Raw genomic sequence first — 25,053 nt, 5'->3', positions numbered from 1 at the left:
GCGACGGTGGGGATCGGGTGCGTCAGTTGCGGTGCCGGATGCTTGCGGTAGGTCGCGAACAACCTCATTGTGCAGGCGCGCGCAACGCCTGTGATCAGGCCCTTCGGACGGCTTCCTCGACCAGATCGAGGACCCGGCTCAGCTCGCCCGGCGGCCGGCCCGTGGCCAGGTGCAGCACCAGGCCGTCGTACGCCAGCTCGAGGAACTGGGTGAGCACCTCGACCGGCACGTCGTCGCGCAGCACGCCCGCCTCCCGCTGGCGTTGGAGCCGCTCGCGGGTGGCGCCGGCGATGGCCGCGGCCCGCTCGGTCCACCTCTTGGCGAACGCGGGGTCGGTGCGCAGCCGCCGCGACACCTCGAGCTGTGTGCCCAGCCAGCCGGCCGTGTCGCCGTCGCTGCCGCCGGCCCGCTCCAGCAGGTCGCGCATGACCTGGACGAGACCGTTGCGGGCGACCGTCTCCACCATCGCGGCCGCGTCGTCCTCGGCGACCGCCAGAAAAAGTGACTCCTTGTCGCGGAAATGGTGGAAAATCGCGCCGCGGGACAGCCCGGTTGCGTCCTCCAGGCGCCGCACTGTCGCACCCTCGTAGCCGAACCGCGCGAAACAGTCGCGCGCCGCCGCGAGGATTTCGTGGCGGCGGGCGTCCAGCTGGTCCTGGCTTACTCGGGGCACGCACTGGATCGTGTCACGTGCCCCTTTCGCATGCAATCCGTACGTACGTCTTGGCAACGGGGCGGCGGCACGGGAGGGCTCACGGCGCCAGTGAGCAGCCACGACCGGACGGATGGCGCGAATTCCCCCAACCCGGCCCGAGGTTGTTTACAACACTGGACTACTCGTTGCCCCTTCCGCTCACGTAAAGTGCCCGCGTGCCTCTCGTCCTGATAGCCCTAGACGACACCCTGCTCGACCGCAGCGGTGCGTTCAGGCTGTGGGCGAAGGGTTTCCTGGAGGAGATCGGCGCGCCACCGGAAGACCTCGACTGGTTACTCTCGGTCGACGCCGACGGTCTGACCTCGCGCTGGGACCTGGCCGACCTGATCCGCGAGCGCTATCAGCTCACGGTTCCGTCGATCGACCTCGTCGACGAACTGCACGCGGGGCCACCCGCGTTCGAGAAGCTCGACCCGATGGTGGGCTGCGCGTTGCAGATCGCCGGCGACGCGGGGCTGGTGCCCGTGGTGGTGACGAACGGGAAGGCCGAGATCCAGGACAGCCGCATCCGGCGTACGGGGCTGGATCGGTATGTCGCCGACTGGGTGATCTCGGAGCGGGCCGGGGTGAGCAAACCCAACCCGCGGATCTTCGCGCTGGCCGCCCAGCGGGTGCGCATGCGGCTCGGCGGCGCGTGGGTGGTGGGCGACAGCCCCGAGGCCGACATCGGCGGCGCCGCGGCGATGGGTCTGCCCAGCGTGTGGCTGCACCGCGGTCGTGAGTGGGTCGACGACCGGTTCGCGCCGACCCAGGTCGTCGGCAACGTGATCCAGGGGATCTCCGCCATCATGGCCGCCGCGGCCCGATAAATAGGTTGCGCCGTCCCGGGGCTCTCCGGGAAAGTGACCGCATCGCCCGCACAGGGCCCGAGAGAGAGGGGGGTGGACCCATGGCTGTCTTTGCGATGCCTGCCGTCCAGATTCGCCTTTCCTCTTCTCTCTCCAAGGAGACCCTCCAGTGCGCGAGCACGACTCTTACGGCCCGTCCACCATGCGCCGCGGCCGCCGCAAGTTCGACGACGACGAATCTGACTTCCTGAAGCGGGGGCGGCCCGAGCCGCAGCTGAAGGAAGACCCCGACCTGCCCGAAGTCGGCGACCGCTGGTCGACCTGGGACGGGTCACTCAAGGGCCCCGAGCCCCGCCCCGACTGGGTCCGCACCGAATACGGCGCGGTCGACACCGAGCTGGGCATGCTCAAGACCGGCAAGGAAGCCGACGTCTTCCTGGTGCGCCGGGCCGTCCCGGACACCGACAAGGTCAGCATGCTGGCCGCCAAGCGTTACCGCGACGGCGACCACCGGCTGTTCCACCGCGACGCCGGCTACCTCGAGGGCCGCCGGGTGCGCCGGTCCCGCGAGATGCGGGCCATGACCAACCGCACCTCGTTCGGCAAGGAAATGATCGCCGGGCAGTGGGCGGTCGCGGAGTTCGGGGCGCTCAGCCACCTCTGGCAGGTGGGCCAGGAGAGCGGCCTGGTCCGCGTGCCCTACCCGGTGCAGCTGATCGGCACCGAGCTGATGCTCGAATTCATCGGCGACTGGGAGACCGGCGAGGCGGCGCCCCGGCTCGCGCAGGTGCGGGCCGACCCCGGCGAACTGGCCGCCCTGTGGGGGCAGATGACCGACGCGTTGTCGGTCCTGGCCCGCGCGCAGGTGGCCCACGGCGACCTCTCGCCGTACAACATCCTCGTGCACGAGGGGCGGCTGGTGCTGATCGACCTGCCGCAGATCGTGGACGTGGTGGCCAACCCGCAGGGCGCCGACTTCATCGCCCGCGACGTGCGCAACGTCGGGGCCTGGTTCACCCAGCGCGGCCTGCGGGTCGACGCCGACGAGCTGCTGGAGAGGCTGCTCTACGAAGCCGGCCTGAGATGACCCGCCGTACGGGGACCGGACCGCGGCCGCCGAAGACCCGGCGGCCGCGGCCGGGCCCGTCTACTGCAGGTAACCCTCGACCTCGCTGACGCTGTGCGCCTGCTCGGCGTTGGGGTCGTTGCCCACCTCGCGGGCGGCGCGACGCCGGCGAAGCAGGTCCCAGCACTGGTCCAGGGCCTCTTCGAGTTCCTTGAGCCGGGCGTGCTCCTCGTCCGAGGAGATCTCGCCCTTGCCCAGCTGCGTGCGCAGCTTGTGCTCCTCATCGACCAGGCCGTGGATCCGGCTCAGCACAGTCTTGTCATCCATGCGCGAAGCCTATGCGCAAGTACGGCGCACTGTTACGTCAGCATGGTCACCACCGCGGCCGCGGCCAGCAGCGTCGCCCCCGCGCGGCGCGGGCCGAGCGGCTCGCGCAGCACCAGGAAGGCGATCAGACCGGCCCAGAGCAGGCTCGAACTGCGTAGGGCGGCCACGAGCGAGAGCGGGGCGTGCAGCGTGGCGAACAACCCGAGCAGGTACGACAGGGGGATCAGCACCGCGAGCAGGCCGATTGCCGCGGGACGCCGGCGGAACTGGGCCACGCCCTCGGGGAGGCGCCGGCGCATCAGAACCGTGAGCAGCACCAACTGCAGCAGCGCCCCGAAAGCGTAGAAGAACAGGGGATCGGCGCCCAGCTCGACCACGGCGAACCCGTCGAACGTCGTGTAAGCGGCAATGGTCCCGGCGATCGCGACCGACCACAGCACCGCCCTGCCCGGCCCCGCCACGGCCTCGCCGGGTTTCGCGTGCTCACCCATCAGCAGCGCGACGGCCGCGGCGAGCAGCAGAACCGCTGCCCACTCCGGGGCCCGCAACCACTGACCGAGCGCTACCGCTCCCGCGAACGCGACCAGCACCGGCGCGAGTCCCCGGGACAGCGGGTAGATCTGTCCCACGTCGAAGCGCTTGTAGGCGCGCTGGAGGCAGACCGCGTACGCCGTGTGCAGCAGCGTGCTGATCGGGGTGAGCAGCATGAGCCGCCCCGCAGCCGCTCCCGCGTGCCCGATCGCGAGCGGCGCCACCAGCACGAAGGCCGCCAGACTGGACGCCCACAGCGCGGGCAGACCCTCGGTCGCGGTCCGTTTGGCCGTCGTGTTCCACCCGGCGTGCGCGATCGCCGATCCCAGCGCAAGAGCCACACCCAGAACCATGCTTCCCCCGTACGCGTAGACACTGTCTATCTGGTAGACACTGTCTACGTGATGGCGGGCGAAGATGTAAAGGCCGCTCTCGTCCGGCACGGCGCGCTGCTGCTCGATGAGCAAGGCCTGGCCGGTTTCACGGGGCGCGAGGTCGCGCGGCGGGCCGGGGTGTCGCACGGGGCGCCGCGGCGCTACTTCCCGACGCTGGCCGCGTTGCTTTCGGCGATCGCCGCGACCGGTTTCGCCGACCTGCGCTCCCGGATGGCGGCCGCAAGCGGCGACCCGGCGGTCGGCGCTGCGGCGGGTGGTGGCGTAGCGGCGCCCGATGGCGCGCCGGCTGGGAGCGCGGCGGGTGATGGCATGGTGGGCGGCGCTGTGGCAGGCGATGGCGTGATGGACGGCGCTGCGGTGCGCGGCGTGGCGGGTGGCGGCGCGTCGGCGCGCAGCGCGGCGAGCGATGGCGTGGCGGGTGGCGGCGCGTCGGCTGGCAGCGCGGCGTGTGATGGCGTGGTGGGCGGCGCTGCGGCGGGGGGCGGTGTGGCGGGTGGAGGGGGCGCGGCGCGGGCTGCCCTGGTGGTGCTGGCTCGGGTCTACGTGGAGTTCGCGCGGGAGCGGCCGGCCATGTTCGAGCTGATGTTTCGCCACGATCTGCTCGAAGGGTCGGGGGAGCGGCTGCGGGAGCACAGCACCCCGATTTTTGTGAGCGTTTTGCGGTTGGTGGAGCTTACCGGCGTACGGGAACCGGGGTTGACCGCAGTTGACCTGTGGGCGGGGGTGCATGGGCTGGCCGTGCTGGCGAGCCGCCGGGCGCTCGAGTTGATCACTGACGAGTCGCCCGACGGTCTTCTGGAACGGCAGCTTGCCGCACATCTAGAGGTCTCGCCGCTGGAAGGCTAGACCGGCCAGTGCCAGCACCAGAAGGATCCACGCCACCGCCCACACCAGGTAGGCGCCGGTCAGTGGGGCCTTGCTGAGGAACGGGTGGCCCTCGAACGCCTCGCCGAACTGGGACAGCAGCGCCGGGTCCTGGAACGACCGCATCGCCCCGCGCCACAGGCCGTCGGTGGGGAGCAGGATCTGGGAGACCGTGCCGACTTTGCGCACGCTGTCGTTGCCGAGCGCGTCACCCACGCCGCCGACCACGCCCGCGATCCAGGTCGCGCCGAACAGGCCGACCGCGACGATGCCGGACGCCATCGGCGAGATCACCGTGGACAGCAGCAGACCCAAGGTGAGCAGGGCGATCGCCTGGCCGCAGAGCAGCGCCAGGCCGGACGCCGGGCTGGGTGGCCAGTAGCCGGTGGCCAGCTTGACGATCACCAGCTGGGCCGTGCCGGCGACGAGGACGAAACCGGTGCCGAAGCCGGCCAGGCCCACCCATTTGCCCAGCAGCACCTGCGCGCGCCGTACGGGGCGGGCCAGCACGGCCAGCGCGAGGCCCGACTCGGCCTCGCCGGCCAGGGTCGGACCGGCCAGGAACGCCGTGCCCAGGGCGGCGATCAGGCTCAGCCCGAACATCACCAGGTTGAGCACGGTGGCCGCCGCCAGCCTGGCCTCGCCGCTGGTCAGCCCGCCGAACTCGGCGTTGATGCGGGAGAAGCCCCACGCGCTGAGCGACAGCAGCAGCACGGTCAGGACGGCCAGGGAACGCAGCACCTTGCGGCGGGCAGCCTCGCGCAAGGTCAGGCCGGCCACGGTGAGGACGATGGTCATGAGCCGCTCCGGATGATGTCCAGCAGTCGTTCTTCGAGGCTGATGCGGGCGGGTTCGACGGAGTGGATCCGTACGCCGAGGCGCACCAGGTCGGCCACGAGGCCGGGCGTGTCGACGTCACCGCGCACCACGAAGACGTCGCCGTCGCGGGTGAAAGGTCCGAGCCGCTCGAGCGCGGAATCGGACAAATCGCTGAGGCCGAGCCGGAGCTCGTGCTGCCCCAGCATTTCGGCCAGCGACCCCGAAGCGGCCACCCGCCCGTGATCGAGGATGACGACCCGGTCGCACACCCGCTCCACCTCGCCGATCAGATGCGAGTTGAGCAGCACGGCCACTCCCTGCGCGCGCAAGGTCAGCAGCAGGTCCCGTACGTCGGCCCGCCCCAGCGGGTCCAGCGCGCTCGTCGGCTCGTCGAGCACCACCAGCTCGGGCCGGGCGATCAGCGCGACCGCCAGCCCCAGCCGCTGCTGCATGCCTTTGGAGAACCCACCGACCCGGTCGTCGGCGCGATCGGCCAGCCCGGTCAGCCCGAGCGGTTCGAGATCGGTGGCGACCCCGGCCAGCCGCGCGTGCAGCCGCAGCACCTCGGCCGCGGTGAGCCACGGCTGATAGCGGAACAGCTCGGGCAGGTAGCCGACCCGGGCCCGCGATCGCGGATCCGGGCCCGGCCGGCCCAGCAGCATCACCTCGCCGGCGTCCGGGCGGACCAGGCCCAGCAGCATCTTGATGACCGTGGTCTTGCCCGCGCCGTTCGGCCCGAGCAGCCCGACCACCTCGCCGCGGCCCACCGTGAACGTCACCCCGTCCACCGCCTGCCGCTTCCGATAACGTTTGCGCAGCCCGGACGCCCACACCGCAGCCCCGGCAGCCTCGCCCCCGGCGGCCGCGGCCCCGGCGCCCGCAGCGCCGGCCCCGGCCCCGGCGGCCGCAGTTGCTGAGCCGGGAGCGTCGGCCGCGGGGCCGGGAGTACCGGCTGCGCGCCGGGACGTCGTCATCGCAGCCCCCGGGCGACCGTGAGCACCTCGTCCGGGCTCAACGACCCGCCGACCAGCGTCACCACCCCGTCGTCGACCCACAGCACCGCCGACAGCACCTGGTCGGTCGACGTGAGCACGGTGGCGGGGATGCCGTGCACGTCGGCCGGCGTGCTGGTCAGCTCCTCGGGCATGACGTGCAGGGGCAGCGTCCTGCCGTCGGCCGAGAAGCTGCGCAGCTGCCGGGCCACGTCGGCGGGCAGCCCGGAGAGCGACAGCAGGTAGTCGCGGGCGGTCGCGAACGGCACGCCCGTCGAGTACGCCGCCGGGGCGACGGCGCGGGCCACGAGCAGCGACGGCGCGCCCTGGTGGCTCGACCACAGGGCGGCCGCGCCCGGGCCGGCGGTCAGGCGGAACGTGCTGCCGTCGAGGCCCGCGGGCATCGGGGGAGCGGTGCCGGTGAACGCCCGCACCTTGGCCGCGCGGAACGTGAACGTGGCGCCGATCCGTCCGCCGGCCTGGTACTGCGGGTCGCCGGTGACGCCGCGGGGCAGCCCGGCCACGTCGGGCAGGTCCAGGCCGGTTTCCTTCTCGGCGGCGGCCCGGCTGTTCACGGCGTGGATCCGGGGCCGTTCGGTGATCTCGACGTCGCCCCACGAGGAGAGGTCGGGCAGCGCCATCAGGTCGGCCTGCCGCACGGTGACCGGGGCGATCCTCTCGGTGCGGAAGATCGGCAGCCAGTCGGTGGCGGCGGCCGTGCCCGCCCCGGCCAGGATGGCCAGGGCGGCCAGCCCGGCGACCAGAGGCGTGCGTCGAGGCATCCACCAGCGGACCCGGCCGCCGGTCACTGGCTCTGTGCGGCCAGCCGCAGAGGATATGACGAATTTATCGGGACTCATGGCGACGCGAAGCCACGCCTCGTCCACGTCCGGGTCGACGGTGAGGTGCAGGGTAGCCGCGGCGAAGGCGGCATCCCGCTCCACCTCGGCCATCCCGGTGCGGCAGACCGGGCAGCCGGCGACGTGGGAGCGGTCGGTGTCGGCGACGCCGGCGGGCTCGTCGACGAGCCGGCGCAGCACGCCCTCATTCGGATGGCGCATGACGGTTCAACTCCTCGCGCAGGGCGGACTCGGCGCGCCGCACGGTGGTGCCGACGCTGCCGGGGGAAAGGTCGAGGGCGGCCGCCACTTCGGCGTAGCTCAGCCCGCTGTGCCGCAGCACCAGCGCGACCGCCTGTTTACGGGGTAATCGAGCCAGCGCGGCCCGCACCCGGCGCCGCTCCTCGAGGGCGACCACCGCGTCGGCCACGTCGGGCACGGTGCCGTCCCGGGGGTGGGCGGCTTGCTCCCGTCCGGCGCGGCGTTTCCCCGTACGGATGTGGTTGAGCGCGGTGTGTGCGGCCGCGACGCAGAGCCAGGGCAGCGCCTCACCGGCCGGCACCGCCGAACGCCCGAACGTCAGGAAGACCTCCTGCGCCACGTCCTCGGCTTCGTCCCGTGCCCCCAGCACCCGTGCGGCGACGGCCACGACCTGCCGATACGAGGCACGAAAGACCTGTTCCAGATCGGGCCGCACCACTGGGGCCACGGTGTCCTTCCTGTCCCACGACAGTGCAACGTCCATGCCTTGTCAGCACCGTCGCACTCCTTCATGTGACAGCGGACGCCACAAAATCGGGTGCAGGTTGTGTAGTGGAAGTGTGAAGGTCCTGCACTTCCCGCCCGGCGGCGACGGTTTCGAGGCGTTCCTGCGTGAGAGCGGGCCCGCCCTGCTGCGGCTGGGCCATCTGCTGACGCTCGACCGCGCGGCCGCCGAGGACCTGGCCCAGGAGACGTACATCAAGATCGGCCTGGCCTGGTCGCGGGTGCGTAAGGACGGCAACCCGGTCGGCTACGCCCGCCGCACGATGGTCAATCTGTTCCTCAACTCGCGCCGCCGGGCCCGCCCGATGCCCGTGCCGCAGGTGCCGGAGACCCCACGGGAGGACCCGGCACTGGCTGCCGTCGACTCCGCCGCGGTGATCCGGCAGATCTTGGCCGGCCTGCCGCCGCAGCAGCGGGCCGCGCTGGCGTTGCGCTACCTCGACGATCTGCCCGACGACGAGATCGGCGCCCTGCTCGGCTGCACCCCCGCCACCGTCCGGTCCCACCTGTCCCGCGGCCTGGCCACCCTGCGTGCGCGCCGGGAAGGAGAGCATCATGCCCCACGACCTTGACGTCCTGTCCACGGTCGACGCCGAGTTCACGGTGACCGACACGTTCGTTTCCCGCGTACGCCGGGGGGTGCGCCGCCGCCGGGCCGCGCGCGCGGCCGCGGTGGCCGGGCTGGCCGCCACGGTGATCGCGGTGGTCGTCGTGGCGCTGCCGCAGGTCCGTTCGCCGGCCCCGCCGCCCGCCGCCCCCACGCCGGTCCCGGCCGCGCCCCTGCTCGACGGTTTCCGGGTCGGCTACGTCCCGCCGGGCCTGCGCGCCGCCGGCCCCGGCGACGACCGGGGCGGTCCGTGGCTGGTGACCGAGAACGAGGTGCACATCGGCACCATGGCTCCCGCCCCCGGTGTGCGCATGGCTCCCTCGTACGACGACCCCGCGGCGACCGTGTCGATGCGCCGCTACGTGCGGGACAACGGCGGCAACTGGCTGTGGATCACCGTGCTGCGGCCGCGGCAGAACACCGAGCCGGCGGGTCCGTCGACGGTCACGCGCTGGCTGGCCGGTTCGCAGACCGCGGGCGCCGAGATCAGCGACTCGTTCCCGGTCCCCACCGGTACGGCCGTGCTCACCACGACGAGGGGAACCGAGGTGACGACCCACGACATCGTCATCACCACCCCTGACGGCGTGGTGGTGGCCGTGGGTGGCAACGCGGGACTGAGCGAACGCGAGCTCAGGGCCGTCGCGAACGGTCTCACGGCGGGCTGAGCCGGGCGCGGGCCGCGGTGGAGGAGACCGCGGCCAGGCCGGGCCGGGTGGGCAGGAGCAGGGTGGTCACGCCGAGGGATTCGTTCATGGCGGCCAGTTCCTGCTCGTGCCGCACGTCGGTGGGGTTGCGGACGCCGCGGACGATCACCGCGATGTCGTGGCGGTGGCAGTAGTCAGCGGTCAGGCCGCGCCACGCGTCGACGGTGACGTTGCGCCAGTCCGGGGGCAGGGCCGCCCGTACGGCGATGGCCCGGAGCACGCCGTCGGCGGTGGGCTGCTTGTCGCCGTTGACGGCGACCAGGACGACCAGCTCGTCGAAGAGGTGACGGGCCCGCTCGGCGACGTCGAGGTGGCCGGGTGTGATCGGGTCGAACGTGCCGGGGAAGACCGCGCGCGTCATGGCCGGAGCGTAGCGAAACGCCCCGCCTCCCAGCGAGGGAAGCGGGGCGTGACGTTCTGCTCGGACTAGCTGTTCAGCATCCTGCGCAGGACGTACTGCAGGATGCCGCCGTGGCGGTAGTAGTCGGCCTCGCCGGGGGTGTCGATGCGCACGTCGGCGTCGAACTCGACCCCGGTGTCCGTGCGGACCTTGACCGTCGAGGGGGTCTCGCCGTCGTTGAGGGCCGTCACGCCGGTGATCGTGAAGGTCTCGCTGCCGGTGAGGCCGAGCGACTCGGCGCTGGTCTTGGGCGGGAACTGCAGCGGCAGCACGCCCATGCCGATCAGGTTGGAGCGGTGGATGCGCTCGTAGCTCTCGGCGATGACCGCGCGCACACCCAGCAGCATCGTGCCCTTGGCCGCCCAGTCACGCGACGAGCCGGAGCCGTACTCCTTGCCGGCCAGGATGACCAGCGGGACACCGGCCTCCTGGTAGGCCACGGAGGCGTCGTAGATCGTGGTCTGGTCGCCGGTGAGGTGGTTGACCGTGAAGCCGCCCTCGACGCCCGGCACGAGCTGGTTGCGCAGCCGGATGTTGGCGAACGTGCCGCGGATCATGACCTCGTGGTTGCCGCGGCGGGAGCCGTACGAGTTGAACTCGTGACGCGGCACGCCGTGCTCGGCGAGGTACTTGCCGGCGGGCGAGTCGGCCTTGATCGACGACGCGGGCGAGATGTGGTCGGTCGTGACCGAGTCGCCCAGCTTGGCCAGCACGCGGGCGCCGGCGATGTCGGTGACCGGCTGCGGCGACGGCTGCATGCCCTCGAAGTAAGGGGGCTTGCGCACGTACGTCGACTCGTCGGCCCACTCGAAGGTCTTGCCCTCGGGGGTGGGCAGCGACTGCCACTGCTCGTCACCGGCGAACACGTCGGCGTAGGCCGTGCTGAAGCCCTCGGCCCCGATCGCGGAGGCAATGACGTCGTCGATCTCCTTGGCGCTGGGCCAGATGTCGCTGAGGAAGACCGGCCGGCCGTCGGACCCGGTGCCGAGCGGCTCGGTGGTGATGTCGATGTCCATCGAGCCGGCCAGCGCGTACGCCACGACCAGGGGCGGGGACGCCAGGTAGTTCATCTTGATGTCGGGGTTGATCCGGCCCTCGAAGTTGCGGTTGCCGGAGAGCACGCTGACCGCGGTCAGGTCGGCCTCGTTGACGGCGGCCGAGATCTCCTCGGGCAGGGGGCCCGAGTTGCCGATGCAGGTCGTGCAGCCGTACCCGACCAGGTTGAAGCCGATCTTGTCGAGGTAGGGCGTGAGGCCGGCCCGGTCGTAGTAGTCGGAGACGACCTTGGAGCCGGGGGCCAGCGTGGTCTTGACCCACGGCTTGCGGGTCAGGCCGCGCTCGACGGCCTTCTTGGCCAGCAGCGCCGCGCCGATCATGACCTGCGGGTTGGACGTGTTGGTGCAGGACGTGATGGCGGCGATGCCGACGAAACCGTGGTCGAGCTCGTACTCCACGCCGTCCTCGCCGACCACGCGGGTGGGCTTGGAGGGGCGGCCCTCGGAACCGGACGCCGCGCTGAACACGTGCGGCTTGTCGGCCTCGGAGTCCGCGTGGTTGGCCGGGGGGTCGCTGGCCGGGAACGACTCCTCGGACGCCTCGTCGGCCGGGCCCTGGTCGGACACGTAGTTGGTCAGCGCGTCGCGGAACATCGCCTTCGCGTCGTTCAGCGGCACCCTGTCCTGCGGGCGCTTGGGCCCGGCCAGCGACGGCACGATCGTCGACAGGTCGAGCTCGAGCTTCTCGGAGTAGTCGGGCTCGGCGTCCGGGTCGAGCCACAGGCCCTGCCGCTTCGCGTACGCCTCGACCAGCGCCACCTGCTGCTCGGTGCGGCCGGTCAGCTTGAGGTACTTGATCGTCTCGTCGTCGATCGGGAAGATCGCCGCGGTCGAGCCGTACTCGGGCGACATGTTGCCGATCGTGGCCCGGTTGGCCAGCGGCACCGCGGTGACGCCGGGGCCGTAGAACTCGACGAACTTGCTGACCACGCCGTGCTCGCGGAGCATCTCGGTGATCGTCAGCACGAGGTCGGTGGCGGTGGTGCCAGCGGGCATCTCGCCGCTCAGCTTGAAGCCGACGACCCGCGGGATCAGCATGCTGACCGGCTGGCCCAGCATGGCCGCCTCGGCCTCGATGCCGCCGACGCCCCAGCCCAGCACGCCCAGGCCGTTGACCATGGTGGTGTGCGAGTCGGTGCCGACGACCGTGTCGGGGTAGGCCTGGCCGTTGCGCTCCATGATCGTACGGGCCAGGTATTCGATGTTGACCTGGTGCACGATGCCGGTGCCGGGCGGCACGACCTTGAACTCGTTGAACGCGGTCTGGCCCCAGCGCAGGAACTGGTAGCGCTCGCGGTTGCGCTGATACTCCAGCTCGACGTTACGGGCGAAGGCGTCCTCGCGGCCGAACAGGTCGGCGATGACCGAGTGGTCGATGACCAGCTCGGCCGGGGCGAGGGGGTTGACCTTGGTCGGGTCGCCGCCCAGGTCCTTCACGGCCTCGCGCATGGTGGCCAGGTCGACCACGCACGGCACGCCGGTGAAGTCCTGCATCAGCACCCGCGCGGGCGTGAACTGGATCTCCACGCTCGGGTCGGCGGTCTGGTCCCAGCCGCCGAGCGCGCGGATGTGGTCGGCGGTGATGTTGGCGCCGTCCTCCGTGCGGAGCAGGTTCTCCAGCAGGATCTTCAAGGAGTAGGGCAGACGCTCGTGCCCCTCCACCTTGTCGATCGTGAAAATCTCGTAGCTCGCGTCTCCGACGCGCAGTTCGCTCTTCGCACCAAAGGTGTCGAGGCTGGCCACGTCATCTCCTTCACACCCAGCGACTGTCGTTCAAGTCTTTCGCACCGAAAGGGCGGCCTTCGGGTTAGGCATACCTAACTCTCGGTTCACGTTTCTCGTAAACCGTACGTCCGTCTTGTAAGGCGGCGCAAGGCGGGGGCCGGTTCCTCCCACGTTTACTCCGGTTGCGCCTTGGGCACACGTCGAACCGTGAAGGCGCCCACCGATCTGGCCGAGCTCACCGATTTCTTCGATCGCTACGGCACGGCCCTGACCAGCGGGGACGTTGCGGCGATCAGTCGCTGTTACGCGCTGCCGGGAATGGTGGTGGCCGATTCGTACAGCTTCACCTTCACGTCGCCGGCCGCGGTGGCCCTGTCGTTCCTGGGCGCCGCCCCCGCGTACGCGGAGCAGCAGATCGTCGCCGCGCACGCTCAGTTGCTGGACGTGCAACGCCTGTCGCCGGCGCTGAGCCTCGTATCGGTCGAATGGGAGTATCTGGACTCCCTCGGCAACGCGGTGCCCGGTGAGCGGTATTCATACCTTTTGCGCGTCGACGCGGATGGGCCAAAGATCACGACCGTGGTTGCCGCGCACTGAATCTGTCTCACCTACCTGCAACTATGGCCGGGTGAGCAGCGTCGTGATCCACTACCAGCGTCCGGGCGGAGACTACGACGGCTGGGGTGTGCACTCCTGGGAGGGCGCGCTCGGCAAGCCGGATTGGCGCAAGCCGCTCGCTCCGGTCTCGTTCGACGACTTCGGCGCGGTCTTCGAGATTCCCGTCCGTGAGGGCGCGATCGGCCTGCGCTACGTGCTGCACCGCGGCGACGAGAAGGACCTGCCCGACGACCAGCGCCTCGACCTGGCCCGGGCCCGCGAGATCTGGCTGCGCGCGGGCACGACGGAGCCGGTCCGGCCCGAGCTGGGCAGCCTCGGGCCCGAGCTCGACCCGGCCCGTTCCCTCGCGGTCTTCGTCGACCGCACGACGATCGCGCTGCCCGCCGCGCTCGCCGGCCGGGCCGAGACGTTCTTCCTCGGCGAGCACCCCCTCACGCCGCGTCCGGGCGGCCTGTTCCAGGCCCAGAGCCGGCGCTTCCCGCATCTGCGGGCCTACAAGGCCTTCTCCGTACGGGAAATGGGTGACGCGGCCCTGAGCGAGCTGCTGCGCGATCAGCTCCTCGTGACCGGGCGCGACGCCGGCGACTCCGCCGTCGTGATCACCGGAGTGCAGCTCCCCGGGGTCATCGACGACCTGTACGCCGATGCCGCCGACGCCTACCTCGGCCTGGTGCTCGACGACGACCGCCCGCGCCTGTCGGTGTGGGCCCCCACCGCCCGCACGGTCGAGCTCGAGCTCTTCAAGACGCCCGCCGGCGAGCCGAAGCTCCTGCCCCTGGAGCGCGACGACCTGACCGGCGTGTGGTCGATCGGCCTCAAGCCCAAGTGGATGGGCCGCTACTACCGCTACCGCGTCGAGGTGTGGCACCCGGCGGCCCAGCGCGTGATCACCACCAGCGTCACCGACCCCTACTCGCTGGCCCTGGCCACCGACTCCACGCACAGCCTGCTGGTCGACCTGGACGACCCCGGGCTGGCCCCGCCCGGCTGGGACACGCTGGTCAAGCCGGCCCCGGTCGCGCCGGCCCGGATGCAGATCAGCGAGGTGTCGATCCGCGACTTCTCGATCTTCGACCACTCGCTGCCGCCGGCCGAGCGCGGCACGTACTCGGCGTTCACCCACCCCGAGTCGGCCTCGATGACCCATCTGCGCTCGCTGGCCGGGGCCGGCCTGACCCACCTGCACCTGCTGCCCGCCTTCGACTTCGCGAGCGTGCCCGACCGCCGCGCCGACCAGCTCACCCCCGCCTGCGACCTGGCCGCCTTCCCGCCCGACTCGCCCGAGCCGCAGCGCGAGGTGGCCGCGATCGCCGCGCGCGACGGCTACAACTGGGGCTACGACCCGTGGCACTACACGACACCCGAGGGCAGCTACGCCGTCGACCCGGCCGGCCCGGCCCGCATCCTCGAGTTCCGCCGCATGGTGGCCGCGCTCAACGAGGCCGGGCTGCGCGTCGTCCTCGACGTCGTCTACAACCACACCATGGCCGACGGCACCGGCCGCTTCAGCGTGCTCGACCGCCTCGTGCCCGGCTACTACCACCGGCAGCTGGCCGACGGCTCGACCGCCGAGTCCACCTGCTGCCCCAACACCGCCCCCGAGCACATGATGATGAGCAAGCTCGTCGTCGACTCGGTGGTCACCTGGGCCCGCAAATACAAGATCGACGGTTTCCGGTTCGACCTCATGGGCCACCACCCGCGGGCCAACATTCTCGAGGTGCGGGTCAACCTCGACCACCTGACGGCCGACGTCGAGGGCGTCGACGGCAAGCAGATCTACCTGTACGGCGAGGGCTGGAACTTCGGCGAGGTGGCCGACGACGCCCGCTTCGCCCAGGCCACGCAGGTCAACATGGCCGGCACGGGTATCGGCACGTTCAACGACCGGCTGCGCGACGCCGTCCGGGGCGGCCACACGTTCGGCGACCCCACGACGCCCGGCTTCGCCACCGGGCTGGGCTCGCTGACCCCGCTGATCGTCCACGACCAGATCAAGGTGGGCCTGTCGGGCGGCCTCGCGGCCTACCGGTTCGTCAACCACCTCGGGTCCGAGCAGAGTGGCGCCCAGGTCGACTACAACGGCGCGCCCAGCGGCTACGCGACCGCCCCGGGCGAGGTCGTCAACTACGTCGACGCCCACGACAACGAGATCCTGTACGACGCCATGGCGTACAAGCTGCCGATCACCACGCCCGCGATCGAGCGGGCCCGGCTCCAGGTCCTCGCGCTGGCGCTGGTCGTGCTGGGTCAGGGGGCCGGGTTCGTGGCGCTGGGCAGCGAGCGCCTGCGGTCCAAGTCGCTCGACCGCAACTCGTTCGACTCGGGCGACTGGTTCAACCAGATCCGCTGGGATCCGCGCCTCGGCAACGGGTTCGGCCTGGGCCTGCCGCCCGCCGCGGACAACGAGGACCGCTGGCCGCTGGCCGGCCCGCTGCTGGCCGACCCGGCACTGGTGCCGTCGCCCGAGGTGATCGAGCTGACCGCCGAGCGCTACCGCGAGCTGCTGCGCATCCGCCGCTCGTCGCCGGTGTTCGGGCTGCCCACGGCCGACGAGGTGCAGCGCCGCCTCACGTTCCCGCTCGGCGGCCCCGGCGAGACGCCCGGCGTGATCGTCATGAGTCTCGACGGCACCGGTCTCGACCCCCGGTGGAGCCGGATCGTGGTCGTCTTCAACGCCACCGAGGCCGAGACCGTGCAGACGTTGCCGGGGGCAGTGGCGGGTCTGCGCCCGCATCCCGAGCTCATCGAATCGGCCGACCCGCTGCTGCGTACGGCCACCGCGTCCGGGGCCGACCTGACCGTTCCGTCCCGTTCGGTGGCTGTATTCGTGCTCGACGCGACCTGAGCCTGTGCTGTGAGTCCGGTCGCGACCCGGCACCCGGGGTGTCGTGGACGGCTTCGACAGCGAAGAATGGGCGCAGGGAGGCGGGGACTGTGCGCGAGGTGAACTACGACGAAAGACAGCACCGGGTCTATGCGCGTGCCCGCGCGCTGCCGCCCGAGACGCTGACCGAGTGGGTGCACGTCTTCGCGCGGCACGCCCCGCCGCGCCGGCCGCTGCCCGTGCTCGACCTGGGTTCGGGCACGGGCCGCTTCACCCCCGCGCTGGCCGCCGAGTTCGGCGGGCCGGTCTGGGGCGTCGAGCCGTTCGACCGCATGCGCGCCGCGGCCGAGCAGCACGCCGCGCACGACCAGGTGACGTATCTGTCCGGCTCGGCCACCGCGATCCCGCTGCCCGACCGCAGCTGCGACCTCGCGCTGCTCTTCCTCGTGCTGCATCACGTGCGTGACCACGCCGTGGCCGCGGCCGAGATCGCGCGGGTGCTGCGCCCCGGCGGCCGCGTGCTGATCCGCAGCCTGTTCCCCGACCGCATGCCGGCCCTGCCGTGGTACGACTACTTCCCCGGCATCCGGCTCATCGACGAGCAGGTCTTCCCCCGGCTCGACCCGCTGCTCGACACGTTCGCCGCGGCCGGGCTGCGGCTCGTCACCGTCGAGCGGGTGCAGGAACGCATCGCCACCAGCCTCGGCGAATACGAGGAGAAGCTGAAGCTGCGAGGCTCGTCGGCGTTCGAGCGGCTCACCGAGGAGGAGATCGCCGTCGGCTTCGAGGCCCTCGAGGCGGCCGTGCGGGCCGAGCGCAGCCCGCGGCCCGTCGAGGAGGAGAGCGACCTACTGGTTCTCGAGCTTGCCGAGTAGCACCTTGCGCTCCTGCTCGTTGCCGCACAACCGCGCGGCCAGCTCGAACTCGGCCCGGGCCTCACGGGCGCGGCCGAGCCGGCTCAGCAGCTCACCCCGTACGGTCGGCAGCAGGTGGGAACCGGGCAGCCGGTCCCGCGCCACCAGTTCGTCGACCAGCAGCAGGGCCTCGGCCGGGCCGCTCGCCATCGCCACCGCCACCGCCCGGTTGAGCTCGACGATCGGGGACGGCGCGACCCGGCCCAGCGCCTCGTAGAGCAGCACGATCCGCTCCCAGTCGGTCTCGGCGACCGAGGCCGCGCTCGCGTGGCAGGCGGCGATGGCGGCCTGCAACCCGTACGGGCCCAGACCACGACCGGCCGCCGTGGCCTGCCCCAGCGCCGCCAGCCCGCGCCGGATCGCCGAGAAGTCCCAGCGGCGCCGGTCCTGCTGCTCGAGCAGGATCGCCTCGCCGCCGGGACCCGTACGGGCTCCGAAGCGCGACGCCGTGAGCTCGCACAACGCGATCAGCCCGAACACCTCGGGCTCACCGGGCAGCAGCGCGGCCAGCGTGCGGGCCAGCCGTAACGCCTCGTACGCGAGGTCTTGGCGCAGCAGGCTGTCGCCCGCGGTGGCCGTGGACCCCTCGGTGAAGATCACGTAGAGGACGCTGAGGACACCGCCCAGTCGCCGCTTCCGCTCGTCGGCCGGCGGCACCGCGAACGGCACCCGCGCGGCCGCGATCGTCTTCTTGGCCCGGGTGATGCGGGCCTGGATCGTCGGCACCGGCACCAGGAACGCGCGGGCGATCTCCTCGCTGGACAACCCGCCCACCGTGCGCAGGGTCAGCGCCACCCGGGCCTCGGGGGAGAGCACCGGGTGACACGCCACGAACATCAGCGACAGCACGTCGTCGTCGATCCGGTCGGGATCCCACAGGTGCCCGTCGCCGCCGTCGGTGTCCGCCTCGGCCAGCAGCGCGTATTTCTGGTCGCGGGCCGCCCGGCGGCGGAAGGCGTCGATCGCCCGCCGCCGGGCGGTGGCCAGCAGCCAGCCGACCGGGTTGTCCGGCTCGCCGTCGCGTGGCCACTTCTCGAGGGCCTCGGCCACCGCTTCCTGCGCGACGTCCTCGGCCAGCTCGAGGTCGCCCCCGGTGTACCGGGTCAGCGCGCCCACGATGCGCGCCGACTCGATCCGCCAGACGGCCTCGACTGTGCTCACAGCTGGCCGGTCTGCTCGCGCCAGGCCCGCTCCTTCTTGATCCACTCGTTGTCCTGCGGGAACTCCTCGATGCCGGGCACCCGGCGGATCTCGGTCTTCGCCCCGGGGAAGGCGGGCATCCGCTTGGCCCACTCGACCGCCTCCTCCTGGGTCTTCACGTCGAGGATGTAGAAGCCGCCGAACAGCTCCTTCGTCTCGCCGTAGGGACCGTCGGTGGCGACCGGGGTCTCGCCCGAGTAGTCGACCACCACGCCCTGCGCGGCGTCGTCGAGGCCCTCGGCGGCCACCAGCACGCCCGCCTTGATCAGCTCCTCGTTGAAGCGGCCGACCGTCTCCAGCATCTCGTCGAACGACGTGTTGACCATCTGGGCCAAGCCCTCGTCGGTGTTCCGCATGATCAGCATGTACTTCGCCATGGTGGCTTTCTCCCTGTTCCGCTCCGGTCGCCTGCCGACCTTCTCATCCCCAGGTCGAACGGCCGGATCGGGGATCGACACGGTGCGCTAAATTTTTCCGCGTGCTGCTCCGAAAGCTTCCCTGGGCCGTGGCGCTGGTGGCGTTGGCCGCCGGCTGCACGTCGTCCGACCCGTCGCCCGCCCCGACCGGCACCACCGCGGCGTCACCTCCGGCGTGGAGCGAGCCCGCCTCCTACTCGTACGTGTTGACCAGGGGTTGCGACGCCGCCCAGCCGCTCGGCCGTTACCAGGTGAAGGTGGCCTCGGGCGTGGTCTCGTCGGCCGACCGGCTCGACGCCACCGCCGTGAGCCCCTCGGCCGGCGCCGACGAGGATCTGGGCCCGGCCACCGGCGACAGCGGCGAGGAGATCGAGGCCTTCACGCTGAGCGAGCTGGTCGAGATGGCCAAGACCGCCACCGACGACGGCGCCGAGGTGGCCACGACGTACGACACGGCCGACGGCCACCCGGTCAAGGTCAGCATCGACGTCGGCGAGGGCCCCGAGTGCTGGAACGTCAGCGACTACGCCGTGTCGTGATTACGGCGGTTTGGCCTACATCGGCCGCGTAAGGTGCCGATCGGTGAGAGGTGAGGAGTCGCGGCCTCCGGGCCATCCTGATCGTGGGCCTCGTGCTCGCCGGGCTGAGCCTCGCGAACACCGCCTGGTCGGCCTTCCGGGGCGGCACCGCGAACTCGGGCAACCAGTACGCCGCGGGATCGGTGATCCTGACCGACAACTCCGGCGGCCAGACCATGTTCACCGTGACCGCCCTGCGCCCCGGTGTCGCGCCGAGCCGGTGCATCCGGGTCACGTACGAGGGCACGCTGCCCTCCACGATCAAGATGGTCGGCGCCACGACCGGGGGCACCGGCCTCGAGAACTACCTCATGCTGTCGGTGACCCGCGGCTCCGGCGTGACCGGCTCGTTCCCCGGCTGCACCGGCTTCACCCCGGACGCCACCGATTACAACTCGCTCGGCCCGGGAGTGCTTTACAGCGGCACCGTGGCAACCTACCCGGCGGCCGGCCTCACCGACCCCAAGCTCAACTGGGCCACCAACGAGGCCCACTGGTATCAGCTCAGCGTCGACGTGCTGGACTCCGCGGCCGCCCTCGGGCAGACGGTGACGCACACGTTCAGCTGGGACGCCCGCTGATGGTGTCCCGCCCCCGGCGCGTCCTCGCGGCCGTGGTGGCCGTCGTGGTCGTCCTGGCCGGGGCCGGCGCCGTGCCCGCGTGGGCCGTCTTCACCTCGACCATCACCAACACCGGCAACACGGTCAGCGCCGACACCGACTTCTCGATCAACGGCGCCCTTTACGTCTGGGGCGACAACGGCGGTTGGCAGCTGACCCCGACCCAGATCGGCACCGGGACCACCTGGACGTCGGCCACGACCGGCGACCGTCTGACGTGCGGGATCGCCGGGGGCAAACTTTTCTGCCTGGGCAGCAACAACGGCAGCGGGCAGCAGGGCGTCAACGACACGGCCGCGCACTACACGCCGTTGCAGGTCGGCTCGGCTGACTGGACCGCCGTGGCCGCCGGATCCACCCACACCTGCGGCATCCAGTCCGACAGCACCCTGTGGTGCTGGGGCGCCAACGGCTCCGGGCAGCTCGCGCAGAGCACGGCCACCACCTCGGCCAAGGTGCCGACGCAGGTGACGTCGCCCGCCGCCACCGGGTGGGCGACGGTGTCGGCCGGAACCCAGTTCACCTGCGCCACCCGTACCGACGGCAGCCTCTACTGCTGGGGCACGAACGCGCAGGGCCAGCTGGGGATCGGCTCGACCACACCCGCCTCGTCCAGCACCCCGCTGCAGGTCGCGGGCAGCGGATGGACCGCCGTCGCGCTGGGCGCCCAGCACGCCTGCGGTCTGCAGGGCAGCACCCTGTCCTGCTGGGGCAACGGCAGTTTCAACCGGCTCGGCCAGCTCAACAGCACGTCCTACTCGTCGCCGATGACCGTCCTGGGCACCTGGGCCGCCGTCACGGCCGGGGCGGACCACACCTGCGCTCTCACCCTGATCAGCCAGCTCTACTGCTGGGGGTTCGGCGGGTCGGGGCGGCTGGGCGGAGGCACGGCCAGCAGCACGACGACCGGTCCGGCGCCGGTCGGCACGGCCACCACCTGGCGGTCGATCTCGGCCGGGGCCGCGCACACCTGCGGCACGCGAACCGACAACTCGCTCTACTGCTGGGGCGCGAACAACTGGGGCCAGGTCGGCGACGGCGGGGTCACCGACCAGCTCTCCCCGGTCAAGATCGGCGCCTCGGTGTGGTCGGCCGTGGCGCCCGGCGAGATCGCCAACCACACCTGCGCCATCCGCACCGACGGGACGCTGTGGTGCTGGGGGGTGACCGGGCTCCCGCTCTTCCTGCCCACCCGGATCGGCACCGGCACGACGTGGCACCAGGCCGCGACCGGCGACCAGTTCCTGTGCGCCATCCGGGACGCCGGGGCGCTCTACTGCTTCGGTCAGCAGAACGCCGGCCGGCTCGGCGCGGGCGACAACGTCAACCACTTCCTGCCCACCCCGGTCACGACCACCGCCGGCACCACGTTCAGCGAGGTCACCGCGGGCAGCTATCACGCCTGCGCGGTGGGCACCGACACCACCATGTGGTGCTGGGGATCGGCCAGCTACGGGCAGACCGGGCAGGGCAACAACATCCAGCAGAACAGCCCCGTGCAGATCATGAACCCGGCCACCGGCTGGACCAGCGTGTCGGCGGGTGCCCTGTACACCTGCGCCGTCCGGTCCGACAGCACCATGTACTGCTGGGGCCAGAACGCCTTCGGTGAGATGGGACAGGGCGTCCAGGGCACACCCCAGACCACGCCGGTGGCGGTCACCAGCCCCGCCGCGACCGGCTGGGTGCAGGTCAGCGCCGGCCACCAGCACGTCTGCGCGCTGCGCACCGACACGAAGATCTACTGCTGGGCCAGCGACGGCAGCGGTCGGCTCGGCCTGGGCTCCGGCGCGCCGCCCGCGCTCACCCCGACGGCGGTCTCCGGCACCGGCGGCTACATGTGGGTCGGCCTCGGTGCCGACCACAGCTGCGCCCTCAAGACCAACGGGACCCTGTGGTGCTGGGGCACCGGCTGGAACGGCCGGCTCGGCAACAACAGCACCGCCGACAAGTACGTGCCCACTCAGACGACCGGGTCGAGCGCGTGGCGCAAAGTCAACGGCATCAACCCGTCGACCTGCGGGGTCCGCGCCGACAACTCCGTCTGGTGCTGGGGCTCGAACGGCCGGGGTCAGCTCGGCCTGGGCTCCACCTTCGGCGACCAGCTGACACCGGTGCGGCTCGGTCTGACCGGCCGCCCCCTGGCCGCCGGGGCCGCTTCCCACCTGATGGGGCTGATCGCCTACTGACGACTTGACTTCGAGCGCGCTCGAACCCCTACCGTGCGGTGTCATGACCGCACCTACCGCCAGTGACGTGCTCTCCGGAACCGACCTGACCGGCAAGACCGCCGTGGTGACCGGCGGCGCCTCCGGCATCGGCCGGGCCGCCGCCCGGGCCCTGGCCGCCGCGGGCGCCCACGTGATCGTGCCGGCCCGCCGCCCGTTCACCGCGGACGACCTCGACGTCCGCCCGATGGACCTCACCGACCTCGACTCGGTGCGCGCCTTCGCCGCCACCGTCGAGCGGGCCGACATCGTGATCGGCAGCGCGGGCGTGATGGCCTGCCCCGAGACCCGCGTCGGCCCCGGCTGGGAAGCCCAGTTCGCCACGAACCACCTCGGCCACTACGCCCTGATCATGCACCTGTGGCCGGCCCTGCTGGCCGCGGGCGACGCCCGGGTGGTGATGGTCGCCTCGGGCCGTTCCCCCGACGACCGCATCCGCTGGGGTGACGTGCAGTTCGAGCTCGGCTACGACAAGTGGGCCGCCTACACCCAGTCCAAGCTGGCCACGATCCTGTTCGCGTACCAGCTCGACCGGCTGGGCGCGCCGCACGGCGTACGGGCGTTCTCGGCCAGCCCCGGCTGGGTGCTGACCCCGCTGCAGCGTCATCTGACCCGGGCCGAGATGGTCGACGCGGGCTGGGTCGACGCGGACGGCACCGCCATCCCCGGCCTGTTCCTGACCCCCGAGCAGGGCGCCGCCACCCCGGTCTGGGCCGCCACCACCCCCGTGACCCGCGGCGGCGCCTACTGCCGCGACCTCGAACCGACCCCCGAATACCCGACCGACGCCCCCGAGGCGGCCAAGCTGTGGGACTTGTCAGCCCAGCTGACCGGTCTCAACCTGCCCGGGCGTCCAGCCGGGCGACCCGCCGCGGGCCTGCGGTAAGGCGGTAGCTGGCGTCGATCAACTCGGCGATCTCGGCCCAGTCGGTGCCGGCGTCGAGGTGGATGCCGAGCCAGCCCGACGGCGCGAGGTAGGCCGGCCGGTAGCAGCGCGGCTCGCCGGCCAGCGCGTCGCGTTCGTCGGGGTCGAGCAGCACCAGCAGCGAGGAGTCGTGGCGCACCCATTCGCCGCCGACCTTGAGGCTGCCGCCGTAGTAGGCGAAGACCTTGGTCGTGTAGAACGCCGGATGCCCGTGCGAGATCTTCTCCGCCGCGTCGGGAAAGCCGAGGGCGATTTCCCGTACGCGGTGCAGCATCGGATCCGACTCGTCGAACATGACGGGGTGCGCCACGGCGGAGCCTAGATCTCGTCGATCAGGTCGGCCACCGAGTTGACGATGCGGGACGGGCGGAACGGGTAGCGGTCGGCCTCCTCGCGGGTGCTGATGCCGGTCAGCACGAGGATGGTCTCCAGGCCGGCCTCCAGCCCGCACAGCACGTCGGTGTCCATCCGGTCGCCGATCATGGCGGTGGACTCGCTGTGGGCCTCGATCGTGTTGAGCGCCGAGCGCATCATCATCGGGTTGGGCTTGCCCACGAAGTACGGCTCGACGCCGGTCGCCTTCGAGATCATCGCCGCCACCGAGCCCGCCGCGGGCAGCGCGCCCTCGTTGGACGGGCCGGTCGCGTCGGGGTTCGTGCAGATGAACTTGGCGCCGCCGCCGATCAGCCGGATCGCCTTGGTGATCTGCTCGAAGCTGTAGTTGCGGGTCTCGCCCAGCACCACATAATCCGGGTCGAACTCGGTCAGCACGTAACCCGACGCGTGCATGGCCGTGGTCAGCCCGGCCTCGCCGATCACGTACGCCGTGCCGCCGGGCCGCTGGTCGGACAGGAACTGCGCCGTGGCCAGGGCCGCCGTCCAGATCGACTGCTCCGGGACGTCGAAGCCCATGCGGTTGAGCCGGGCCTGCAGGTCGCGGGGCGTGTAGATCGAGTTGTTGGTCAGGATCAGGAAGGGCTTGCCCGACGTCTTCATCCGGTTCACGAAGTCGGGGGCGCCCGGAACCGGCACGCCCTCGTGAACGAGCACACCGTCCATGTCGGTGAGCCAGCTCTCGATGGCCTTGCGCTCAGGCATCATGCTCCTCGTCGCTGTGGGGGTGGGCAGCAGGGGACCGGGCAGTCGTCCCAGACCGGCAGCGTACCGAGCCTGCGCAGGGGCGCGCGGTCGGTGCGCTCCTGCACGAGTTCCCGGACCATGGAGACGAAACGCGGATCGATGCCCGGGGTGGCGGCGCGGGCGTACCCCAGGCCGAGCCGCTTGGCCGTGTCGGCCGCCTCGTTGTCGAGATCCCAGAGCACCTCGAGGTGGTCGGAGACGAAACCGATGGGGCTGACCACCACGTCGGTGACGTCCCGCGCGGCCAGCGCCTCGAGGTGGTCGTTGATGTCGGGCTCCAGCCACGGCACCTGCGGCGGGCCGGAACGGCTCTGCCACACCAGATCCCACTCCAGCTCGGGCGCGGCCGCGGCGTGCACCAGGCGGGCCGTCTCGAGGAGCTGGGCCTCGTAGCGTCCGCCGTCGGGGCCGGCCGTCCGGGCCATCGAGCTCGGAATGGAGTGGGCGGTGAACACCAGCCGGGTCGTGGCTCGCCGGCCCTCGTCCAGGGTGGCCAGCGACGACCGTACGGCGTCGGCATGGGGCTCGACGAAACCGGGGTGATCCCAGAACTGGCGCAGCTTGGAGATCACCGGCGCGCCCGGACCGACCTTGGCCCGGGCGTTCGCGATGTCCTCCCAGTACTGCTTGCACGACGAGTAGCCGCCGTACGCGCTGGTGGCGAACCCGAGCGCGTGGGTGACCCCGTCGTCGCGCATCTGCGCCACGGTGTCGGCCAGCATGGGTTGCCAGTTCCGGTTGCCCCAGTACGCCGGCAGGTCGATCCCGGCCCCGGTGAACTCGGTGCGCACGGCGGCGAGGAGGTCCCGGCACTGCTGGTTGATCGGCGAGACGCCGCCGAAGTGGTAGTAGTGCTCCGCCACCTCGGCCAGGCGCTCGTCCGGAACTCCCCGCCCGCGCACCACGTTGCGCAGGAACGGCATCACGTCATCGGGCTTCTCGGGCCCGCCGAAGGACAGCAGGACGAAGGCGTCATAAACCACCTGTCCATA

General features: G+C 71.6%; 25 protein-coding genes and 1 pseudogene. 12 read left to right on the top strand and 14 right to left on the bottom strand.

Annotated elements, in window-relative coordinates; translation table 11 throughout:
- Positions 1-94 precede the first annotated feature (94 nt).
- The gene (locus BKA14_RS21425; protein ID WP_184952684.1) at positions 95-673 is read right to left on the bottom strand and encodes a TetR/AcrR family transcriptional regulator; all 579 of its coding nucleotides are present in this window, start codon (positions 671-673) and stop codon (positions 95-97) included.
- A 197-nt stretch (positions 674-870) separates the two neighbouring features.
- Between BKA14_RS21425 and BKA14_RS21420 the strand changes: the two genes are divergently transcribed.
- Together BKA14_RS21420 and BKA14_RS21415 are read left to right on the top strand one after the other, a co-directional pair.
- Entirely contained in the window at positions 871-1,524 is a 654-nt protein-coding gene (locus BKA14_RS21420) for an HAD family hydrolase (RefSeq protein ID WP_184952683.1), read from the top strand.
- A gap of 148 nt (positions 1,525-1,672) precedes the next feature.
- Entirely contained in the window at positions 1,673-2,590 is a 918-nt protein-coding gene (locus BKA14_RS21415; protein ID WP_438861895.1) for a serine protein kinase RIO, read from the top strand.
- A gap of 60 nt (positions 2,591-2,650) precedes the next feature.
- On the opposite strand, the gene BKA14_RS21410 is transcribed toward BKA14_RS21415, so the two are convergent.
- Both BKA14_RS21410 and BKA14_RS21405 read right to left on the bottom strand, forming a co-directional pair.
- A complete protein-coding gene (locus BKA14_RS21410) occupies positions 2,651-2,896 on the bottom strand; it encodes a DUF2630 family protein (RefSeq protein ID WP_133872153.1) in 246 nt (81 codons plus the stop codon).
- A gap of 32 nt (positions 2,897-2,928) precedes the next feature.
- Positions 2,929-3,768 carry a hypothetical protein gene (locus BKA14_RS21405; RefSeq protein WP_184952682.1) on the bottom strand — a complete coding sequence of 280 codons (840 nt, stop codon included), beginning with the start codon at positions 3,766-3,768 and terminating at the stop codon, positions 2,929-2,931.
- 63 nt (positions 3,769-3,831) lie between these two features.
- Between BKA14_RS21405 and BKA14_RS21400 the strand changes: the two genes are divergently transcribed.
- Positions 3,832-4,668: a TetR/AcrR family transcriptional regulator gene (locus tag BKA14_RS21400; RefSeq protein ID WP_184952681.1), complete on the top strand. Its 837-nt coding sequence runs from the start codon at positions 3,832-3,834 to the stop codon at positions 4,666-4,668.
- Here BKA14_RS21400 and BKA14_RS21395 read toward each other — a convergent pair.
- From BKA14_RS21395 to BKA14_RS21380, 4 genes are read right to left on the bottom strand one after another with little or no spacing between them, the layout of a single operon-like run.
- Entirely contained in the window at positions 4,642-5,484 is an 843-nt protein-coding gene (locus BKA14_RS21395) for an ABC transporter permease subunit (RefSeq protein WP_184952680.1), read from the bottom strand. The genes BKA14_RS21400 and BKA14_RS21395 overlap by 27 nt on opposite strands.
- On the bottom strand, positions 5,481-6,479 hold the full coding sequence (locus tag BKA14_RS21390; RefSeq protein WP_184952679.1) for an ABC transporter ATP-binding protein: 999 nt from the start codon (positions 6,477-6,479) through the stop codon (positions 5,481-5,483). The genes BKA14_RS21395 and BKA14_RS21390 overlap by 4 nt, the downstream gene beginning before the upstream one ends.
- On the bottom strand, positions 6,476-7,558 hold the full coding sequence (locus BKA14_RS21385) for a hypothetical protein (protein ID WP_184952678.1): 1,083 nt from the start codon (positions 7,556-7,558) through the stop codon (positions 6,476-6,478). Before BKA14_RS21385 ends, BKA14_RS21390 begins: the two co-directional genes overlap by 4 nt.
- A complete protein-coding gene (locus tag BKA14_RS21380; RefSeq protein ID WP_184952677.1) occupies positions 7,542-8,081 on the bottom strand; it encodes a sigma-70 family RNA polymerase sigma factor in 540 nt (179 codons plus the stop codon). The genes BKA14_RS21385 and BKA14_RS21380 overlap by 17 nt, the downstream gene beginning before the upstream one ends.
- A gap of 76 nt (positions 8,082-8,157) precedes the next feature.
- On the opposite strand from BKA14_RS21380, the gene BKA14_RS21375 reads away from it, so the two are divergent.
- Together BKA14_RS21375 and BKA14_RS21370 are read left to right on the top strand one after the other, a co-directional pair.
- Positions 8,158-8,673 (top strand): SigE family RNA polymerase sigma factor, encoded by a 516-nt coding sequence (locus tag BKA14_RS21375; protein ID WP_184952676.1) that lies wholly within the window; start codon positions 8,158-8,160, stop codon positions 8,671-8,673.
- A complete protein-coding gene (locus BKA14_RS21370; RefSeq protein WP_184952675.1) occupies positions 8,657-9,376 on the top strand; it encodes a hypothetical protein in 720 nt (239 codons plus the stop codon). Before BKA14_RS21375 ends, BKA14_RS21370 begins: the two co-directional genes overlap by 17 nt.
- Here BKA14_RS21370 and coaD read toward each other — a convergent pair.
- Together coaD and acnA are read right to left on the bottom strand one after the other, a co-directional pair.
- Positions 9,363-9,776, bottom strand: a complete 414-nt coding sequence (gene coaD / locus BKA14_RS21365) for a pantetheine-phosphate adenylyltransferase (RefSeq protein WP_184952674.1) — start codon at positions 9,774-9,776, stop codon at positions 9,363-9,365. The genes BKA14_RS21370 and coaD overlap by 14 nt on opposite strands.
- Before the next feature lie 65 nt (positions 9,777-9,841).
- A complete protein-coding gene (gene acnA / locus BKA14_RS21360; RefSeq protein ID WP_184952673.1) occupies positions 9,842-12,613 on the bottom strand; it encodes an aconitate hydratase AcnA in 2,772 nt (923 codons plus the stop codon).
- 189 nt (positions 12,614-12,802) lie between these two features.
- Between acnA and BKA14_RS21355 the strand changes: the two genes are divergently transcribed.
- From BKA14_RS21355 to BKA14_RS21345, 3 genes and pseudogenes are all read left to right on the top strand, one after another.
- Positions 12,803-13,192, top strand: coding sequence for a DUF6841 family protein (locus BKA14_RS21355; RefSeq protein ID WP_184956870.1), 390 nt, complete (start codon positions 12,803-12,805; stop codon positions 13,190-13,192).
- A 37-nt stretch (positions 13,193-13,229) separates the two neighbouring features.
- Positions 13,230-16,061 (top strand): annotated as a pseudogene (pulA, locus tag BKA14_RS21350) (pullulanase-type alpha-1,6-glucosidase); the annotation flags it as partial.
- Between the two features lie 89 nt (positions 16,062-16,150).
- On the top strand, positions 16,151-16,915 hold the full coding sequence (locus BKA14_RS21345) for a class I SAM-dependent methyltransferase (protein WP_184952671.1): 765 nt from the start codon (positions 16,151-16,153) through the stop codon (positions 16,913-16,915).
- Here BKA14_RS21345 and BKA14_RS21340 read toward each other — a convergent pair.
- Together BKA14_RS21340 and BKA14_RS21335 are read right to left on the bottom strand one after the other, a co-directional pair.
- Positions 16,889-18,115, bottom strand: a complete 1,227-nt coding sequence (locus tag BKA14_RS21340) for an RNA polymerase sigma factor (protein ID WP_239092799.1) — start codon at positions 18,113-18,115, stop codon at positions 16,889-16,891. The genes BKA14_RS21345 and BKA14_RS21340 overlap by 27 nt on opposite strands.
- The gene (locus BKA14_RS21335; RefSeq protein ID WP_184952669.1) at positions 18,112-18,531 is read right to left on the bottom strand and encodes a YciI family protein; all 420 of its coding nucleotides are present in this window, start codon (positions 18,529-18,531) and stop codon (positions 18,112-18,114) included. The genes BKA14_RS21340 and BKA14_RS21335 overlap by 4 nt, the downstream gene beginning before the upstream one ends.
- A gap of 101 nt (positions 18,532-18,632) precedes the next feature.
- Here BKA14_RS21335 and BKA14_RS21330 point away from each other — a divergent pair, with 101 nt between their 5' ends.
- The 4 genes from BKA14_RS21330 to BKA14_RS21315 are packed head-to-tail and all read left to right on the top strand — an operon-like array spanning position 18,633 to position 22,882.
- Entirely contained in the window at positions 18,633-19,109 is a 477-nt protein-coding gene (locus BKA14_RS21330; protein ID WP_184952668.1) for a DUF6174 domain-containing protein, read from the top strand.
- Between the two features lie 50 nt (positions 19,110-19,159).
- Positions 19,160-19,729, top strand: coding sequence for a hypothetical protein (locus tag BKA14_RS21325; protein WP_184952667.1), 570 nt, complete (start codon positions 19,160-19,162; stop codon positions 19,727-19,729).
- Positions 19,729-21,957 (top strand): RCC1 domain-containing protein, encoded by a 2,229-nt coding sequence (locus BKA14_RS21320; protein ID WP_184952666.1) that lies wholly within the window; start codon positions 19,729-19,731, stop codon positions 21,955-21,957. The genes BKA14_RS21325 and BKA14_RS21320 overlap by 1 nt, the downstream gene beginning before the upstream one ends.
- Before the next feature lie 43 nt (positions 21,958-22,000).
- The gene (locus BKA14_RS21315) at positions 22,001-22,882 is read left to right on the top strand and encodes an SDR family NAD(P)-dependent oxidoreductase (RefSeq protein WP_184952665.1); all 882 of its coding nucleotides are present in this window, start codon (positions 22,001-22,003) and stop codon (positions 22,880-22,882) included.
- Here BKA14_RS21315 and BKA14_RS21310 read toward each other — a convergent pair.
- Genes BKA14_RS21310 through BKA14_RS21300 form a run of 3 tightly spaced genes read right to left on the bottom strand, consistent with a single transcriptional unit; the run spans position 22,833 to position 25,044 of the window.
- On the bottom strand, positions 22,833-23,231 hold the full coding sequence (locus tag BKA14_RS21310) for an MmcQ/YjbR family DNA-binding protein (protein WP_239092801.1): 399 nt from the start codon (positions 23,229-23,231) through the stop codon (positions 22,833-22,835). The two genes, BKA14_RS21315 and BKA14_RS21310, sit on opposite strands and share 50 nt — an antisense overlap.
- An 8-nt stretch (positions 23,232-23,239) precedes the next feature.
- Positions 23,240-24,019, bottom strand: a complete 780-nt coding sequence (locus tag BKA14_RS21305; protein ID WP_184952664.1) for an HAD-IIA family hydrolase — start codon at positions 24,017-24,019, stop codon at positions 23,240-23,242.
- Positions 24,019-25,044 (bottom strand): ferrochelatase, encoded by a 1,026-nt coding sequence (locus tag BKA14_RS21300; RefSeq protein WP_184952663.1) that lies wholly within the window; start codon positions 25,042-25,044, stop codon positions 24,019-24,021. Before BKA14_RS21300 ends, BKA14_RS21305 begins: the two co-directional genes overlap by 1 nt.
- Between the last annotated feature and the right edge of the window lie 9 nt (positions 25,045-25,053).

Origin of the sequence: Paractinoplanes abujensis, assembly GCF_014204895.1 — a bacterium.
GTDB classification, from domain to species: Bacteria; Actinomycetota; Actinomycetes; order Mycobacteriales; family Micromonosporaceae; genus Actinoplanes; species Actinoplanes abujensis.
This window is presented reverse-complemented; position numbering and strand designations above follow the sequence as displayed.